16 protein-coding genes are annotated in these 16798 nt (G+C 64.0%); 11 read left to right on the forward strand and 5 right to left on the reverse strand.

The window, feature by feature from the left end; all coding sequences use genetic code 11:
* Positions 1-69 precede the first annotated feature (69 nt).
* Entirely contained in the window at positions 70-522 is a 453-nt protein-coding gene (locus tag J7302_RS16715; protein WP_215377226.1) for a c-type cytochrome, read from the forward strand.
* Here the strand turns inward: J7302_RS16715 and ligB are convergent.
* The 3 genes from ligB to J7302_RS16730 form a co-directional block, all read right to left on the reverse strand.
* A complete protein-coding gene (gene ligB, locus J7302_RS16720) occupies positions 516-2201 on the reverse strand; it encodes an NAD-dependent DNA ligase LigB (protein WP_215377228.1) in 1686 nt (561 codons plus the stop codon). The genes J7302_RS16715 and ligB overlap by 7 nt on opposite strands.
* Before the next feature lie 169 nt (positions 2202-2370).
* A complete protein-coding gene (metK, locus tag J7302_RS16725; protein WP_215377231.1) occupies positions 2371-3561 on the reverse strand; it encodes a methionine adenosyltransferase in 1191 nt (396 codons plus the stop codon).
* A 20-nt stretch (positions 3562-3581) separates the two neighbouring features.
* Positions 3582-4583 carry an ArsR/SmtB family transcription factor gene (locus tag J7302_RS16730; RefSeq protein WP_215377233.1) on the reverse strand — a complete coding sequence of 334 codons (1002 nt, stop codon included), beginning with the start codon at positions 4581-4583 and terminating at the stop codon, positions 3582-3584.
* Between the two features lie 427 nt (positions 4584-5010).
* Between J7302_RS16730 and tkt the strand changes: the two genes are divergently transcribed.
* The 6 genes from tkt to J7302_RS16760 all read left to right on the forward strand — a co-directional run bounded on the left by tkt (position 5011) and on the right by J7302_RS16760 (position 11430).
* Positions 5011-7011, forward strand: coding sequence for a transketolase (tkt, locus tag J7302_RS16735; RefSeq protein WP_215377236.1), 2001 nt, complete (start codon positions 5011-5013; stop codon positions 7009-7011).
* A 108-nt stretch (positions 7012-7119) separates the two neighbouring features.
* On the forward strand, positions 7120-8169 hold the full coding sequence (gene epd / locus J7302_RS16740) for an erythrose-4-phosphate dehydrogenase (RefSeq protein ID WP_215377238.1): 1050 nt from the start codon (positions 7120-7122) through the stop codon (positions 8167-8169).
* A 28-nt stretch (positions 8170-8197) separates the two neighbouring features.
* A complete protein-coding gene (locus J7302_RS16745) occupies positions 8198-9361 on the forward strand; it encodes a phosphoglycerate kinase (RefSeq protein WP_215377240.1) in 1164 nt (387 codons plus the stop codon).
* 47 nt (positions 9362-9408) lie between these two features.
* Positions 9409-9726 carry an MliC family protein gene (locus J7302_RS16750; protein WP_215377242.1) on the forward strand — a complete coding sequence of 106 codons (318 nt, stop codon included), beginning with the start codon at positions 9409-9411 and terminating at the stop codon, positions 9724-9726.
* Between the two features lie 116 nt (positions 9727-9842).
* Positions 9843-10907 carry a class II fructose-bisphosphate aldolase gene (fba, locus tag J7302_RS16755; protein ID WP_215377245.1) on the forward strand — a complete coding sequence of 355 codons (1065 nt, stop codon included), beginning with the start codon at positions 9843-9845 and terminating at the stop codon, positions 10905-10907.
* 67 nt (positions 10908-10974) lie between these two features.
* A complete protein-coding gene (locus tag J7302_RS16760) occupies positions 10975-11430 on the forward strand; it encodes a hypothetical protein (RefSeq protein WP_251702112.1) in 456 nt (151 codons plus the stop codon).
* 20 nt (positions 11431-11450) lie between these two features.
* On the opposite strand, the gene J7302_RS16765 is transcribed toward J7302_RS16760, so the two are convergent.
* Entirely contained in the window at positions 11451-12122 is a 672-nt protein-coding gene (locus J7302_RS16765; protein WP_215377249.1) for a polysaccharide lyase family 7 protein, read from the reverse strand.
* 536 nt (positions 12123-12658) lie between these two features.
* Between J7302_RS16765 and J7302_RS16770 the strand changes: the two genes are divergently transcribed.
* The 3 genes from J7302_RS16770 to J7302_RS16780 all read left to right on the forward strand — a co-directional run bounded on the left by J7302_RS16770 (position 12659) and on the right by J7302_RS16780 (position 14915).
* Entirely contained in the window at positions 12659-13153 is a 495-nt protein-coding gene (locus J7302_RS16770; protein ID WP_215377251.1) for a M48 family metallopeptidase, read from the forward strand.
* A 61-nt stretch (positions 13154-13214) separates the two neighbouring features.
* Positions 13215-13970 (forward strand): substrate-binding periplasmic protein, encoded by a 756-nt coding sequence (locus J7302_RS16775; RefSeq protein WP_215377253.1) that lies wholly within the window; start codon positions 13215-13217, stop codon positions 13968-13970.
* 87 nt (positions 13971-14057) lie between these two features.
* Positions 14058-14915, forward strand: coding sequence for an HDOD domain-containing protein (locus tag J7302_RS16780; RefSeq protein ID WP_215377256.1), 858 nt, complete (start codon positions 14058-14060; stop codon positions 14913-14915).
* Between the two features lie 23 nt (positions 14916-14938).
* On the opposite strand, the gene J7302_RS16785 is transcribed toward J7302_RS16780, so the two are convergent.
* Positions 14939-15172 (reverse strand): DUF1127 domain-containing protein, encoded by a 234-nt coding sequence (locus J7302_RS16785; RefSeq protein ID WP_215377258.1) that lies wholly within the window; start codon positions 15170-15172, stop codon positions 14939-14941.
* A gap of 184 nt (positions 15173-15356) precedes the next feature.
* Between J7302_RS16785 and J7302_RS16790 the strand changes: the two genes are divergently transcribed.
* Entirely contained in the window at positions 15357-16772 is a 1416-nt protein-coding gene (locus J7302_RS16790; RefSeq protein ID WP_215377260.1) for an aminotransferase-like domain-containing protein, read from the forward strand.
* Positions 16773-16798: the final 26 nt, after the last annotated feature.

Consider the following 16798-nt stretch of genomic DNA (forward strand, 5'->3'; position numbering starts at 1 on the left):
GGGTTGGCATCTTTGCGCGAGGTGCGGATACTGGCGGCCCGCCGTCAGCCCGACCCGTGATTTACGCCGATGAACGTCAAGACGCTCCTGATCGTTGCCGCCACCTGCCTGAGCCTTGCTGCGTGTGGTGGCGTGGACCCCAATTCGCCACTGGGCAAACGCCAGGCCATCTTCAAGGACATGCTGCGCACCAGCGAAGACCTCGGTGGCATGCTGCGTGGGCGCATCACCTTCGACGAGCAGCGCTTCGCCACCGGGGCGACCAAGCTCGACCAGCTTTCACGCCAACCCTGGCAGCACTTCCCGCAGGTCCAGGAAGGCGACTCCGACAGCGCCGCCCGCGACGAGGTCTGGCAGCGCCAGGAGCGCTTCCAGGAACTGGTGCGTGAGCTCGAGGCCAGCACTGGCCAGCTGGCCAGTGCGGTACAGACCCGTCCGTTCACCCAGGCCGGCGTTGCGCCGCTGGTGCAGAAGGTCGAGGACAACTGCGAAGCCTGTCACCAGGAATTCCGCGCTTACTGAAGCGCGGCGAAGCCTGCCACTCCAGTCGCCTCGAGTTGAAGTCGCAGGCTCCGGACTTCCGGATGCCTGAAGAACGAGACCAGCTGCCTGGCGCGGGTCGGCCCGATGCCGGCCATCTCGCGCCACTGGCGTTCGTCACGCTGGCTCAGCAGATCCCAGTGTTCGCCCAGTCGGGCCTTGCCCGTGGGTGGCAGGCCCAGCGCCTTCAGCCAGACTGCAAACGACTGTTGACGGGCATCGCGGAAGCGCTGTGCCGTCGCCATTGCGCTGCGCTCGGCAAAGCCGGGAATTCCTGCCAGAGCGGATTCATCGAGGGCCAGCCAATCGAGCAGCCGCTCCAGTTTTCCGGCCGCCCGGAGCTTCGCCCAGGTGCCTGGCCCTACTCCGCGCAGATCCAGTCCCTGCTTGCTGCTCAGCCATTGCAAGCGTGCGAGGAATTGCTCCTCGCAACCGGGAGTGGGGCGCCAGCAGCTCAGCGTGTGGTAATCCTGCGGGTCCGGAACGTCCAGCGGTTCGCGCAGCGAAGCCCGCGTCACCACTGACTCCAGGCGCGGGATGGTCAGCCCGGCCAGGGCGATGGCGACCCGGTCGCCAGGGCGGATGTCCAGGCGCTGCCACCGCTGCAGCGAGCCCAGCCCGACCCGCTCGATGCGTCGGTCATCCAGTTCGACCGGGGCAAGGCGCAGCAGCGGGGTGATGCGGCCGGTGCGCCCGACCTTGAATTCCACCGCGCGGACTTCCGCCAGCGCCTTGGCGAAGGGGTATTTCCAGGCCATCGCCCAGTTCGGTGGTTCAGCTCGCCATCGGCTCGGATCGGGGCGTGACCCTTGGCGAATCACGACACCATCGCTGGCGAATGGCAGGGCAGTGCGATACCAATGCTCACGCCATTCGGCGACGTCGTCCGCGCGGGTGACCGGTTGGCTGAATGCGACGCTGTCGCTGAAGCCCAGGGCTTTCAGGCCCTTGAGGCGGTCGCTCATGTTGAGCGGGCCGGTTGGCCAGTCCCAGACGAAGAGGCCAATTCCGGCCGCATCCATCTCACTCAGGCTATGCCGCGCCATGAGTCCGGCGACCCGGCCGCGCGCATCCTGGCTGCCGGCACTGGCCTGTATGTGTCCCGGTAGCCGCCAATAAAGCTCGCCTTGCAGGATCAGTTCGCCGCTGCTGGGGAGCTGTTGCGCGATAGCCGGGATGCGCCGTGCCTGGGCCGTCCAGTCCTGCCCTCGGCTGCCGTCGCCCCGGCTGATGGCCTGGGTCAGCCGGCCTTGTCGATAGACCAGGGTCACGGCGACGCCATCCACTTTGGGCTGCACCCAGAGGTCCTTGCGTTCGCCCATCCAGCGCCGCAGGTCGGCGAGGTCCTTCAGCTTGTCGAGGCCAGTCTGGGGTATCGGGTGGGGTATCTGGCCCTTGTTCGTGGCCAGTGGGTCATTGGCTGCCAGGGTGCTGGTAGAGAAGCAGCTGCGCAGTTGCTCCAGGCGGACGCGGGCCTGGTCGTACAGCTCGTCGTCGATCAGTGAACGGCCCTGGCGGTGATACGCATCGTCCCACTCGGTGAGCTGGCGGCTCAGGGCGGCCAGTTCGGAATCGGCGCGAGCGATTGTCCAGTCGGGGCATTCTCCGGCCAGCGCAGTCAGGCAAGGGAGAAGGAAAAGAAGCGCAATACGCTGCGTCATGGCGAGCCTCCGTGCTCGTGTGGTCGGCGGCCAGTCTAGGGCGGGCCGGTGTGGGCGGAGGCTGGAGGGGCTGTCGGGAGCGGCTGGGTTTGGTTGCGGAAATGGCTTGGGACCGAGGTGCCAACGAAAAAGCCCCGCACGAGGCGGGGCTTTCGTCGACCGGTTGGGCTTACAGACCTGCGGCGACGCGCAGGGCTTCGGCCTTGTCGGTGCGTTCCCAGGTGAACGTGGTGAAGGTGTCGTCACCATAGGTCGCTTCGTGGGGAGTACGGCCGAAGTGTCCGTAGGCGGCGGTAGCCTGGTACATCGGGTGCAGCAGGTCGAGCATCTTGGTGATGGCGTACGGACGCAGGTCGAAGTGCTCGCGAACCAGTTGGACGATGCGCTCGTCGCTGATCTTGCCGGTGCCGAAGGTGTTGATCGAGATCGAGGTCGGCTGGGCCACACCGATGGCGTAGGACACCTGGATTTCGCAACGGTCGGCCAGACCCGCGGCGACGATGTTCTTCGCCACGTAACGGCCGGCGTAGGCAGCGGAACGGTCAACCTTGGACGGATCCTTGCCGGAGAACGCGCCGCCACCGTGACGGGCCATGCCGCCGTAGGAGTCGACGATGATCTTGCGGCCGGTCAGGCCACAGTCGCCCACCGGGCCGCCGATGATGAACTGGCCGGTCGGGTTGATGTGGAACTGGGTGTCCTTGTGCAGCAGTTCGGCCGGCAGGGTGTGCTTGACGATGAGTTCCATCACCGCTTCCTGCAGGTCGTTGTGGCTGACGTCCGGGCTGTGCTGGGTCGACAGCACCACGGCGTCGATACCGACGACCTTGCCGTTCTCGTAGCGGCAGGTGACCTGGCTCTTGGCGTCCGGGCGCAGCCACGGCAGCAGACCCGATTTGCGCGCTTCGGCCTGGCGCTCGACCAGACGGTGGGAGAAGCAGATCGGCGCCGGCATCAGCACGTCGGTTTCGTTGCTGGCGTAGCCGAACATCAGGCCCTGGTCGCCAGCGCCCTGGTCTTCCGGCTTGGCGCGGTCAACGCCCTGGTTGATGTCCGGGGACTGCTTGCCAATGATGTTGATGATGCCGCAGGTGGCACCGTCGTAGCCGACGTCGGAGCTGTTGTAGCCGATGTCGATGATGACCTTGCGCACCAGCTCTTCCAGATCGATCCAGGCACTGGTGGTGATTTCGCCGGCAACAATGGCCACACCGGTTTTCACCAGGGTTTCACAGGCGACGCGGGCGTGTTTGTCTTCAGCGATGATGGCGTCGAGGACGGCATCGGAAATCTGGTCGGCGATCTTGTCCGGATGGCCTTCGGACACGGATTCGGAGGTAAACAGGGAGTATTCGCTCATCTATCGGTTTTCCTATTTAGTTACCGGTGGGTGAGTTCGCTTCGTGAATCTGGTTTGGCGAATTGCCTCACCTGAATCTGAAAGCCATTTCGTAAGCCAATGTAGAGGCTCTCGCCGGGCGTGAGCCCCGCGGCATTGGCCCAACGGGCCAGATCGTCCTGTTCGAAGCCCAACCAGAGATCGCCGCAGGCCTCCCTGGCCCAACTCTGATTGTGGCTGCACAACTCGGTCACCAGCAGGCTGCCTCCCGGCTTTACCCGCTGTGCCAACAGCTTCATTGCGTCGGCTGGCGTGGCGAAATGATGCAAGACCATGTTCAGCACTACGCAGTCGGCTGCTATGTGTTCGTCATTCAGGGCGTCGGCGAGCTTGAGTTCGACGTTGCCCAGTCCTGCTGCGTTACAGCGCATCCGCGCCAGCTCCAGCATCGCCGGGCTGTTGTCCAGCGCGGTCACCTGGCTGAAGCGTCGGGCCAGGTCCGGCAGGAACCCGCCGTCGCCAGGGCCGACTTCCAATGCGGTGGCATCGCGCGCAAAGGCCAGGGCATCCAGCACGGCCAATACGCTGTCACGGTATTGCGGCAATCCTGCGATCAGGTCTTGCTGCGCCTGGAATTTCTCCGCCGCGCGGGTGAAGAAGTCGCGGCTGACGGCTTCTCGTTGCGCATGCACTTCCTTGATGCGCGCGCCGACCTCGGCTGGGAGGTCCAGTTCGTCGACCTCTGCCAGCAGGGCCGCGTGCAGCGTGCCGCCGAAGCGTTCGTTCTGCGGCAGGGCGCGGCGATAGAAAATCGCGTTGCCTTCGCGTCGTGTGGCTACCAGGCCAGCCTGGGCCAGCACCTTGAGATGGTGGCTCATGCCTGATTGACCGGTGGCGAAGATCTGCGCCAGTTCCAGTACGCCAAACGAGTCGTTGGCCAGGACGCGCAGCACAGTCAGGCGCAGCGGGTCACCGCCGGCTTTGCACAGGGCGGCCAGCTCATCGCTGTCGTCGTGGCGGATCTGGGGTACGCGCAGGCTCATAAGGCGCGCAGTCTAGCCCCCGAGTCCAGGTGTCGCAATGCCAATATCAAAAAGTTTTGATATTGGCTGATCAAAGGTCAGGCCGCGCCGCGCGCGAGCTTCGCGGAAGGCGGTTGGCGCCGGGCTCAGGGTTTGCCCTGGCCGCCATGAAACTGGGAGGAGTCACCGGGCAGGCGTTTTTCGCGTCCCTGGGCGTTGCCCTGGCGCTAATGCTGGCTGTGGTCTGGTTGCGGTGATGTGCCATACGCTGGCTGGTTTGTGGCACGGCGAGCTGTTCCACGCCCCCTGTCTGACGGCCATCGAGGGGCTTGTAATGCGCTGAATGCGCAAACAACGACCATCTGTCATTGCCCGCGACCTGCCGGCTGGGCGAAAATGGCCGCCTTTTTTCGATTAGCCGTCTATTCAGACCTGCAGGAGATAAGCGATGCCCAGCCGTCGTGAGCGTGCCAATGCCATTCGTGCCCTGAGCATGGATGCGGTGCAGAAAGCCAACAGCGGCCACCCCGGCGCACCCATGGGCATGGCCGATATCGCCGAAGTGCTCTGGCGGGATTACCTGCAGCACAACCCGAACAATCCGCTGTGGCCCAACCGCGACCGCTTCGTGATGTCCAACGGCCATGGCTCGATGCTGGTCTACTCGCTGCTGCATCTCAGCGGCTACGACCTCGGCATCGAAGACCTGAAGAACTTCCGCCAGCTGCACAGCCGCACTCCGGGCCACCCGGAATATGGCTACACCCCAGGCGTCGAGACCACTACTGGCCCGCTGGGCCAGGGCATCGCCAACGCCGTCGGCTTCGCCCTGGCGGAAAAAGTGCTGGCTGCGCAGTTCAACCGTGAAGGCCATGCCATCGTCGACCACAACACCTACGTGTTCCTCGGCGACGGCTGCATGATGGAAGGCATCTCCCACGAAGTCTGCGCCCTGGCCGGCACCCTGGGCCTGGGCAAGCTGATTGCCTTCTACGACGACAACGGCATCTCCATCGACGGCGAAGTCCATGGCTGGTTCACCGACGACACCCCGAAGCGCTTCGAAGCCTACGGCTGGCAGGTGATCCGCAATGTCGACGGTCATGACGCCGACGAGATCACGACCGCCATCGAGACCGCGCGCAAGAGCAGCGACCGTCCGACACTGATCTGCTGCAAGACCGTGATCGGCTTCGGTTCGCCCAACAAGCAGGGCAAGGAAGAGTGCCACGGCGCTCCGCTGGGTGCCGACGAGATCGCCCTGACCCGCGCAGCCCTGGGCTGGAATCACGCGCCCTTCGAAGTTCCGGCTGACATCTATGCGGAGTGGGACGCCAAGGTTGCCGGCGCTGCCCGCGAAGCTGCCTGGAACGAGCGCTTTGCCGCCTATGCCGCTGCACACCCAGAGCTGGCCGCCGAGTTCCAGCGCCGTATCAAGGGTGAGCTGCCGGCTGACTTCTCCGCCAAGGCCGACGCCTACATTGCCGAAGTCGCTTCCAAGGGCGAGACCATTGCCAGCCGCAAGGCCAGCCAGAATGCACTGAACGCGTTCGGCCCGCTGCTGCCGGAATTTCTCGGCGGCTCCGCCGACCTGGCCGGCTCCAACCTGACCCTGTGGAAAGGTTGCAAGGGCGTCTCCGCTGAGGACGCTACCGGCAATTACATGTACTACGGCGTGCGTGAGTTTGGCATGAGCGCCATCATGAACGGCATCGCCCTGCATGGCGGCTTCATCCCCTATGGCGCCACCTTCCTGGTGTTCATGGAATACGCCTGCAACGCCGTGCGCATGGCTGCCCTGATGAACAAGCGTGTGCTGTTCGTCTACACCCACGACTCCATCGGCCTCGGCGAAGACGGCCCGACCCACCAGCCGGTCGAGCAGCTCGCCAGCCTGCGCTGCACGCCGAACCTGAACACCTGGCGTCCGGCCGACGCGGTGGAATCTGCCGTGGCCTGGAAGTCCGCCATCGAGCGCAATGACGGCCCGTCGGCGCTGATCTTCTCGCGCCAGAACCTGCCGCACCAGCCACGTGATGCCACCCAGGTGGCGAACATCGCCCGCGGCGGATACGTGCTGAAGGACAGTGATGGCGAGCCGGAAGTGATCCTCATCGCCACCGGTTCCGAAGTCGGCCTGGCTGTTCAGGCCTGGGACGCACTCACTGCCCAGGGCCGCAAGGCTCGCGTGGTGTCCATGCCGTCCACCAACCTGTTCGACCAGCAGGACGCCGCCTACAAACAGGCCGTGCTGCCAGTGCAGGTTGGCGCGCGCATCGCCATCGAGGCTGCGCACACCGACTTCTGGTACAAGTACGTCGGCCTGGAAGGCCGCGTCATCGGCATGTCCAGCTTCGGCGAGTCGGCTCCCGCGCCGGCGCTCTTCGAGCACTTCGGTTTCACCGTGGACAATATCGTCGCTACCGCCGAAGAACTGCTGGACGTCTGACCCACCCGTAGGAGCGAGCTCTGCTCGCGAAGCTTTTTTGCGTCGCGCAGAGTTCGCGAGCGGAGCTCGCTCCTACAGGGATTCCTTCCCCCAGCCCAGCGAGCGCCCATGCCTAGCAATCGCCTCTTCAAAGTCGCCCTCAACGGATACGGCCGCATCGGTCGCTGCGTGCTGCGCGCGCTGTACGAGCGCAGTGGTGGGGCTAACTTCGAGATTGTCGCGTTGAACGATCTGGCCGATCAGGCCAGCGTCGAATACCTGACCCGCTTCGACTCCACCCACGGCCGGTTCCCCGGCGAAGTGCGGGTGGACGGCGACTGCCTGCACATCAACGGCGATTGCGTGAAAGTGCTGCGAAACGCCGACCCCGAGGGTATCGACTGGGCGAGTCTGGGCGTGGACCTGGTGCTGGAATGCTCCGGTCAGTACACCCATCGCGAGCAAGCCGAACGCTTCCTCGCGGCCGGCGCGCCTCGGGTGCTGTTCTCCCAGCCGATGGCCAGCGAGGCCGATGTCGACGCCACGATCGTCTTCGGCGTGAACCAGGCGAGCCTTACCGGCGGCGAAAGACTGGTGTCCAACGCCTCCTGTACGACCAACTGCGGGGTGCCGCTTTTGAAACTTCTCGACGAGGCTGTGGGTCTGGAATACATCTCCATTACCACCATCCACTCGGCGATGAACGACCAACCTGTAATCGATGCCTATCACCATGAAGACTTGCGCCGCACGCGTTCGGCTTTCCAGTCGGTGATTCCGGTCTCCACCGGCCTCGCCCGGGGCATCGAGCGCCTGCTGCCGGAACTGACCGGGCGCATCCAGGCCAAGGCCATCCGCGTACCGACGGTCAATGTGTCCTGCCTCGACATCACCCTGCAGACCGCCCGTGACACCTCGGCCGCCGAGATCAACCGGGTGTTGCGCGAGGCCGCCGAAAGCGGTCCGTTGAAGGGGCTGCTGGCTTACACCGAGCTGCCCCACGCCAGCTGCGATTTCAACCACGATCCCCATTCCGCCATCGTCGACGGCAGCCAGACCCGCGTGTCCGGCCCGCGCCTGGTCAACCTGCTGGCCTGGTTCGACAACGAATGGGGCTTCGCCAACCGTATGCTCGACACTGCAGATCACTACCTGCAGGTTTCCGCTGTTTCTCGTTAACAACCAGCCCCGTGAAGGACTGACCCCCATGACCGTGTTGAAAATGACCGACCTCGACCTCCAGGGTAAGCGCGTGCTGATCCGTGAGGATCTCAACGTGCCGGTGAAGGACGGCGTCGTGAAGAGCGATGCGCGCATCCTTGCTTCCCTGCCGACCATCAAACTGGCACTGGAGAAGGGCGCGGCGGTAATGGTCTGCTCGCACCTGGGTCGTCCGACCGAAGGCGAGTTCTCCGAAGAGAACAGCCTCAAGCCGGTCGCCGACTACCTGGCCAAGGCCCTGGGCCGCGACGTGCCGCTGGTCGCCGATTATCTGGATGGCGTCGACATACAGCCCGGCCAGGTCGTGCTGTTCGAGAACGTGCGTTTCAACAAGGGCGAGAAGAAGAACGCCGACGAGCTGGCGCAGAAGTACGCCGCCCTCTGTGACGTCTTCGTGATGGACGCCTTCGGCACCGCCCACCGCGCCGAGGGCTCGACCCATGGCGTGGCCAAGTTTGCCAAGGTTGCCGCTGCCGGCCCGCTGCTGGCCGCCGAGCTCGACGCCCTGGGCAAGGCCCTGGGCAGCCCGGCCCGCCCGATGGCCGCGATCGTCGCCGGCTCCAAGGTTTCCACCAAGCTCGATGTGCTGAACTCGCTGAGCCAGATCTGCGACCAGTTGATCGTCGGTGGCGGCATCGCCAACACCTTCCTTGCCGCCGCGGGCTACAAGGTCGGCAAGTCCCTCTATGAGGCCGATCTGGTCGACACTGCCAAGGCCATCGCCGCCAAGGTCAGCGTGCCGCTGCCGGTCGACGTGGTGGTTGCCAAGGAGTTTGCCGAGACCGCCGAGGCGACCGTCAAGGCCGTCGCGGATGTTGCCGACGACGACATGATCCTTGACATCGGCCCGCAGACCGCTGCTCAGTTCGCCGAGCTCCTGAAGTCGTCCAGGACTATTCTGTGGAACGGCCCGGTTGGCGTCTTCGAGTTCGACCAGTTCGGCAACGGCACCAAGGCCCTGGCCCTGGCCATCGCCGACAGCCCGGCCTTCTCCATCGCTGGTGGTGGCGACACCCTGGCCGCTATCGACAAGTACGGTGTGGCCGAGCAGATCTCCTACATTTCCACTGGCGGCGGCGCTTTCCTCGAGTTCGTCGAGGGCAAGGTGTTGCCGGCTGTGGAAGTGCTGGAGCAGCGTGCCAAGGCTTGAATCAACGGGGGCGCAGCGCCGCCCCTGGCTCAGGGAAGGAGAATCGGATGAGAGCTGTGTTCGCTCTGGCGGCACTGGCCCTGATAGGCGGTTGTGGCAGCCAGCCGCCGTCGGATGACAATTGGACCCACTGGGTCTGCGACAGCCAGGTCGAGCTACTCTGGCGTTTCGCCGACAGCGACAAGGAGCGCGTCGACCTGCGTCTGGGGGGCAGCGATGTCGTCCATCGCCTGAAGCTGGAGCGCTCCGGCTCCGGCAGCTTGTTCACTGACGGTAACCTGGCCCTTCACACCAAGGGTGATGAGGGGCTGGTCTACTGGGCCGCTACGGATGATCTGATCGGGCGAGGCTGCAAAGCCCCCTGACGTTGTTTCTGCCGGGGCAGGATGCACGACCGCTCCTCCCGGAAACTTGAACCCGGCCTGCCCGTGCGGCAGGCTTTGCACTTTGACAGCCCACCCACTCGGGAGACTGAAACACCATGGCACTCATCAGCATGCGCCAGTTGCTGGACCACGCCGCCGAATTCGGCTACGGCGTACCGGCTTTCAACGTCAACAACCTGGAACAGATGCGCGCCATCATGGAAGCGGCCGACAAGACCGATTCCCCGGTGATCGTGCAGGCCTCCGCCGGTGCCCGCAAATACGCTGGCGCCCCCTTCCTGCGCCACCTGATCCTGGCTGCCATCGAAGAATTCCCGCACATCCCGGTGTGCATGCACCAGGACCACGGCACCAGCCCAGACGTCTGCCAGCGCTCCATCCAGCTGGGCTTCTCCTCCGTGATGATGGACGGCTCCCTGCGTGAAGACGGCAAGACCCCGTCCGACTACGAATACAACGTGCGCGTGACCCAGCAGACCGTTGCCTTCGCCCACGCCTGCGGCGTGTCCGTGGAAGGTGAACTCGGCTGCCTGGGTTCCCTGGAAACCGGCCAGGCCGGTGAAGAAGACGGCGTTGGCGCCGAAGGCATCCTGGACCACAGCCAGATGCTGACCGATCCGGAAGAGGCCGCCGACTTCGTCAAGAAGACCCAGGTGGACGCCCTGGCCATCGCCATCGGCACCAGCCACGGCGCCTACAAGTTCACCAAGCCGCCGACCGGTGACATCCTCGCCATCGACCGCATCAAGGAAATCCACAAGCGCATCCCCAACACCCACCTGGTGATGCACGGTTCTTCCTCGGTTCCGCAGGACTGGCTGGCGATCATCAACGAATTCGGCGGCGACATTAAGGAAACCTACGGTGTCCCGGTCGAAGAAATCGTCGAAGGCATCAAGCACGGCGTGCGCAAGGTGAACATCGACACCGACCTGCGTCTGGCTTCCACCGGTGCCATCCGTCGCTTCCTGGCCCAGAACCCGGCCGAGTTCGATCCGCGCAAATACTTCGCCAAGACCGTCGAAGCCATGCGCGACATCTGCATCGCCCGTTACGAAGCCTTCGGCACCGCCGGCAACGCCTCCAGGATCAAACCGATCTCCCTGGACGGCATGTTCGCGCGCTACGCCAAGGGTGAGCTGGTCGCCAAGGTCAACTAAGGCGTCGAGCTGTTCCCTGGGAGCCCCGCATTGCGGGGCTCTTTTGTATTCGCCCTGAGGAATGCCGATGCGCCTACCGTTAACGATCGGCCTTGCCCTGTTTCTGGGTGGCTGCGCCGCTACGCCGACCTTGGCCCCCGCGCCTCCACCCGGGCCGTTGCCCGGCGATCCGCAGCAGTGCCTCAGCCGCGCGGACTGCACCACCAAGACCTCGCGCACGTTGATGTTCGTCTTCGACTACGCCGAGGCGGGAGGTGCGCTGGTGCAGCGTAAGGGAAGTTGGTTGTTCACCCCGTCGGCGGCCAAGCCCACGGGCTGGCCCAGCCTGAAAATTCGTCTCGCGGATCCACCGACAGGGCGCTTCGAGTTCGCCAGCCAGTGTCCGGAGGGGGATTGCCGGATCGGTGAAGGTGACCTGCTGCGCGTCTATCGCAGCTATCTGGGCGAGCAGCCTTGCTCGTTGCTGGATTCCAAGGCTTTGGCTCGGTGCCTGGAGTCGACTTCCCGATCCCCCTCTCCCTGAAGAAAGAGGGGAGAGGCCCGTCATAACCCCCGATGCTCAATCCTCAGGTCATAGAAGGTCGCCGCACCGGCCTCGGTTTCGTATCCCGTGTTGTCCTGCACATAGGTACCCGCCTTGAAGTACAGCGACTTGGGCGCCCAGTCCGGCGACAGCTGCTGGCTCCAGAGATTGCCGTTGACCAGCACGCTGAGCTGGCCATTGGGTGAGAGGTTGATTACGTAGCTGAAGCGCTGGTTGAGGGGAACGCCGCTGAGCAGTGGGATCACCGTGCTGGTCTCGTCATCCGGCGAGTTGCGCACTTTGGCGACGATGTTGGCGGTGCTGGTCCTGGTCTTGAACTGGTACTCGAGCTTGAGCAGCGGGCTGGTGCTGCCGAAGGCGTGGATCTGACCGATGACGATCTTCCCGGTCGAGGGCACTTGGCTCACGCGCAGGTTGGCGCTGAGGTAATTGTCGGCGTTGGAATATGTCCAGTTGCGCAGTTTGCCGTCGGCGTAGGTTTCGCGCAGCTCAGTACGGGGATAAGTCGCGTTGCTGGTGGTCGTGCCGTTCACCGGCGTCCAGAAGAACAGGCTGTCGGGCGTGGATTGAAAGTGCTGGTCCTGATAGCCACCCACCAGCAGCGGCGTCTCGATCGTGACGGCGGGCACGCCAACGGGGAGGGTCAGGTTCCAGGTGGCAAGGTCGATCATGACTGTGTTCTCGAAAGAACCTTCAGTCGGGCGCTGCGTATCCACGACGCTGCTTTCGCTCTGACGGCAATCCGGCCAACTGCGCACGAACTAAAAGTGGAGGTTGCTGGTGTGGCAGTTGTCTGCCCTGTCGTCCGAAGGCGTGAATGGCCGCCTCGCGAGGGCTTTATAGGGCCTGCCCGGTGGTTTGTCAGCCACTGATAGCCATTATGTTGGCGTCAATAAATTGGTGTTTTTCTCATTTGCCAGCATTTCGCTATTGGTCCGTGGCCGGACTCCGATGGGTGACAGGAATCGGAGCGCTTGATGGGCAAGGAGTTTCTTCCCGCGGGGGCGTCATTTTTTTGGAGGCCTGCCGGCATCGGCTCTTGAGGTAAGTGCGAAATATCCGACGAGCGGCAGCGTGATTTGTGAGTGATCCGCAGATGGGCATTCCAGAGACCTCGCACCCCAGGCATATCTCCGACGGCACGGTCCTCGTGGTAGGTCGACGTCGGGTAGACTGTCGCGCCTTTCCCGTTACCGATACCTGTTGCATGACGCCGCTCAAATACCTCCGGGGCTATCCCGCCCACCTGCAGGAACAGATTGCCCTGATGATCGAAGCGGGACGCCTGGGCGATTACCTCGAGCGGCGCTACCCCGGTCGGCATGAAGTGCAGAGCGACAAGGCGCTGTACAGCTACGCCATGACCCTGAAGCAGGAGCACCTGCGCAACGCCCCCGCGCCGGACAAGGTGCTCTACGACAACAAGCTGGACGTGGTGCACAAGGCCCTCGGCCTGAACACGGCGATCTCGCGGGTGCAGGGTGGCAAGCTCAAGGCGAAGAAGGAAATCCGCGTGGCCTCGTTATTCAAGGAAGCGGCGCCGGAGTTCCTGCAGATGATCCTGGTGCATGAACTGGCCCACCTGAAGGAGCGCGACCATAGCAAGGCCTTCTACCAGCTGTGTGAGTACATGCTGCCGGGCTATCACCAACTGGAGTTCGACCTGAGGGTCTACCTGACCTGGCGCGAGCTGCCGCGCTGATAGGTCTCGGCGCTGCCTGCTAGGCTGAACAGAGTTCAGTAGCGGCCTGAGGTCCCTGGACATGTACCTTGGCAGACGCGCGCTCGGTTTATCTTTCTGCCTGCTGTGCCTGATCCCCCTCGCCAGTGCGCGTGAGTGGATTGCCGTGGGCACGGACTTCCCTGGGATCTTCCAGATGACCCCCGCCGGCGAGCCGCGTGGGTTGGGTGTCGATGTCCTGCGCGAAGTCGCTCGTGAGCTGGGAGATCAGGTGCGTTTCGAACTCTACCCTTGGGCGCGGGCGCAGAAGCGGGTGGAGGATGGGCTGGCCGACGTATTGATCGGCCCCTATCGGACGGCCGCCCGCGAACGACGCTTCCTGTTCAGCGAACCGGGCTTCTATCGCGATCGCATCGTCTTCTATGCCCGCGCCGGCACCACCAATGCCTGGGACGGTAGCCTGGGTAGCGTCCGGGGCCAGCGTATCGCGATCATTCATGGCTGGGTCTATGGCGAGCACTTCGAGGCCATGCGTGGTGGGCTCGATCTGCAAATGGCGGCTTCGGTGGAGAATGCCTTGAAGATCCTGATGGCCGAACGGGCCGACCTGGTGGCCAGTAACGAGCGCGATACCCGCCCCCGCATCACCGCCCTCGGCCTGGATCGCGAGGTCATCCGACTGGAGCCGGCCATCGACACCCAGATCGGCTATTTCGCCCTGCCCCGAGACTCGGGCCACAGCGCCCTGCGCGAGGCGATCGGGGGTGTACTGCGCAAGATGCGCGAAGATGGCCGCTTGGCGACGATGGCCGAACCCTACGCCATTCCCTTGCCTTGAGGCGGGCAGTTCAATCCGGGAAAAATGGCCATGGGCTAGCAGGGCTCGTCCGGCTACACTTGCCCGCAGCCAAGGGGGAGGGTTGGGGTGAGCGCAGCAGAGTCGGATTATTCGGTCTATCGCCGGGTCGTCACCCAGTTCATGAATGGCGAGGAGCAGTTGCCCAGCCTGCCGACCATCACCCTGGATATTCGTCGGGCTCTGGTCAACCCGAACACCAGCGTCCTGGGTCTGACTCGGGTCATCAGCAAGGACCCGGCCCTGAGCGCCTTGTTGATGAAACACGCCTCCAGCATTGCGTTTCGCACCACCCAGGCGCCGAAGACCCTGGAGCAGGTGATCCGCCTGCTGGGCATGCTGGAAGTTGACCGGGTAACCCTGGTGCACAGCCTGAAGAGCCTCTTCACGCTGCATGGCGTGGCGCACAGGAACCTGTTCATCAGTGTCTGGGGTCGCATGACCCAGCAGGCGAGCATCAGCGCGGTGCTGGCGCGTCCGCTGGGATTCCCCTCCGCCGATCACGCACTGCTCGCCAGCCTGCTCAGCGATGTGGGAGAGCTGGCGATACTCTCGGCCTTCAAGGACGCCAGCCAGGTGCCGTCGCCTGAGGTCTACGCCCGTCTCTGCCGAGAGTACGGCAAGTCACTGGGCATCATCGTGTTGAAGAAGTGGGCGGTCGACGAATGCTACATCGACGTCGTGCGCAATGCTGGCGACTGGACCTTCACCGAGGGGCGTGGCGTTTGCCTGATCGACCTGGTCAACCTTGGCCGCTACCACGCGTTGCGCGATGAAGACGTGCATGGCCGGCTCCCGCTCCTGGGCGAACTGGCGGCCCACCGGAAGCTGGTGCCGCCGCTGGACGCGCAGGATGCCACGGGTGCCTTGGCCCTGGTCGCCAGCCAGCAGGAAGCGATCCAGCGGATGACCAGTTCGCTGCGCTGAACCCGGTTGGGCTGGCACGCCTCTCAGAGCCGCCAGAATGGCTTCAGCGCTTCATCCAGCGCCTGTTCGCGAGTCAGACCGACATCACGCAGGGCCCGGGCGTCGAGGTCGAGCAGGGCCTTGCGGGTGTGCAGTCTCAGCCAGAAGCGCGTCCAGCGGCTGCCCCCAATGCTCGTCGTTGTGCAAATCGGCTGCTGCTGTGCTTCTTCCAGCTCATGTGTGTGCAGGGTCAGGCGTATATCGCTCAGGCCGTTCATGGTGCGCTCCTCTTGCCCTCTGGCGGTGGGGTGGGACCATGATGGCGGTGTGGTGAAATTAGATACAGACTCACGCTTTCGGTATTTTTCTAATACAGATTGCATGATTAGCTGTCTGAATCGTAAATTTACTGACCATCTGTACTGGCTGTATCAATCTATATGGCACGGCGAGGGCACAGTCATGAAGCTCTACATCAAGCTGGCGGAAACCCTTGGCGAGCGCATCGAGCAAGGCTATTACCAACCGGGTGACCGACTGCCTTCGGTGCGCTCGCTGAGCGTGGAGCACGGCGTCAGCCTCAGCACCGTACAGCAGGCTTACCGGATGCTGGAGGACAGCGGCCTGGCCGAACCACGGCCGAAGTCGGGCTATTTCGTCCCGCAGCGTCGCCACGCCCCGGCACTGCCCGCCGTCAGCCGAGCCCCGCAGCGGCCGGTCGACGTCTCCCAGTGGAATGACGTGCTGGATCTGGTCAAGCGCAGCGCGCAGGACAATGTGGTGCAACTGGGGCGCGGCATGCCGGACATTAGTTCACCGACCTTGCGACCCCTGCTGCGCAGCCTCGGGCAGATCAGCCGTCGACAGGACAGCAACGGCCTGTATTACGACAGCATCTACGGCACCCAGGCCCTGCGCGAGCAGGTGTCGCGGTTGATGCTCGATTCGGGCTGTCAGATCCCCGCCAGCGATATTGTGATCACCACGGGCTGCCACGAAGCGTTGTCGGTGTCGATCCGCTCCATCTGCGAGCCGGGCGACATCGTTGCCGTGGATTCGCCGAGCTTCCACGGCGCCATGCAGGCCTTGAAAGGCTTCGGTATGAAAGCCCTGGAGCTGCCGACCGACCCGGTCAATGGCATCAGCCTGGAGGCGTTGGAACTGGCCTTGGAACAGTGGCCGATCAAGCTGATCCAGCTCACGCCTAGCTGCAACAACCCGCTCGGCTACATCATGCCGGAGGACCGCAAAAAGGCGTTGGTGACCCTGGCGCAGCGCTATGACGTGGCGATCCTGGAAGACGACGTCTACGGTGACCTGGCCTACCGCTACCCGCGCCCGCGCACGATCAAGTCCTTCGACGAGGATGGCCGCGTGCTGCTCTGCAGCTCCTTCTCCAAGACCGTGGCGCCGGGGATCCGCGTGGGCTGGGTCGCGCCGGGCCGCTACCTCGACCGGGTGCTGCACATGAAGTACATCTCCACCGGCGCCACCGCCACTCAGCCGCAGATGGCGCTGGCCGAATTCATCGGCAAGGGTCATTACGAACCTCACCTGCGGCGAATGCGCAGCCAGTACCAGCACAGCCGCGACCAGATGATCGACTGGGTGATGCGCTACTTCCCCGAAGGCACCCGCGCCAGCCGTCCCCAGGGCAGTTTCATGCTATGGGTGGAGCTGAGTGAGGACTTCGACACTCTGCGTCTGAACCGCGCCCTGCTGCCCAAAGGTGTGCAGATCGCCGCTGGCAGCATCTTCTCCGCCTCCGGCAAGTACCGGAACTGCTTGCGCATGAACTATGCGGCCAAGCCCACGCCGGCGCTTGAGGCCGCGGTGCGGGCGGTGGGGGAGACGGTGAAGGAGTTGATGGGGGAGTAACGGCTATGCGGGGGTGTCGACTTTTG

Origin of the sequence: Metapseudomonas boanensis, from assembly GCF_018704125.1 — a bacterium.
Taxonomy (GTDB): Bacteria; Pseudomonadota; Gammaproteobacteria; order Pseudomonadales; family Pseudomonadaceae; genus Metapseudomonas; species Metapseudomonas boanensis.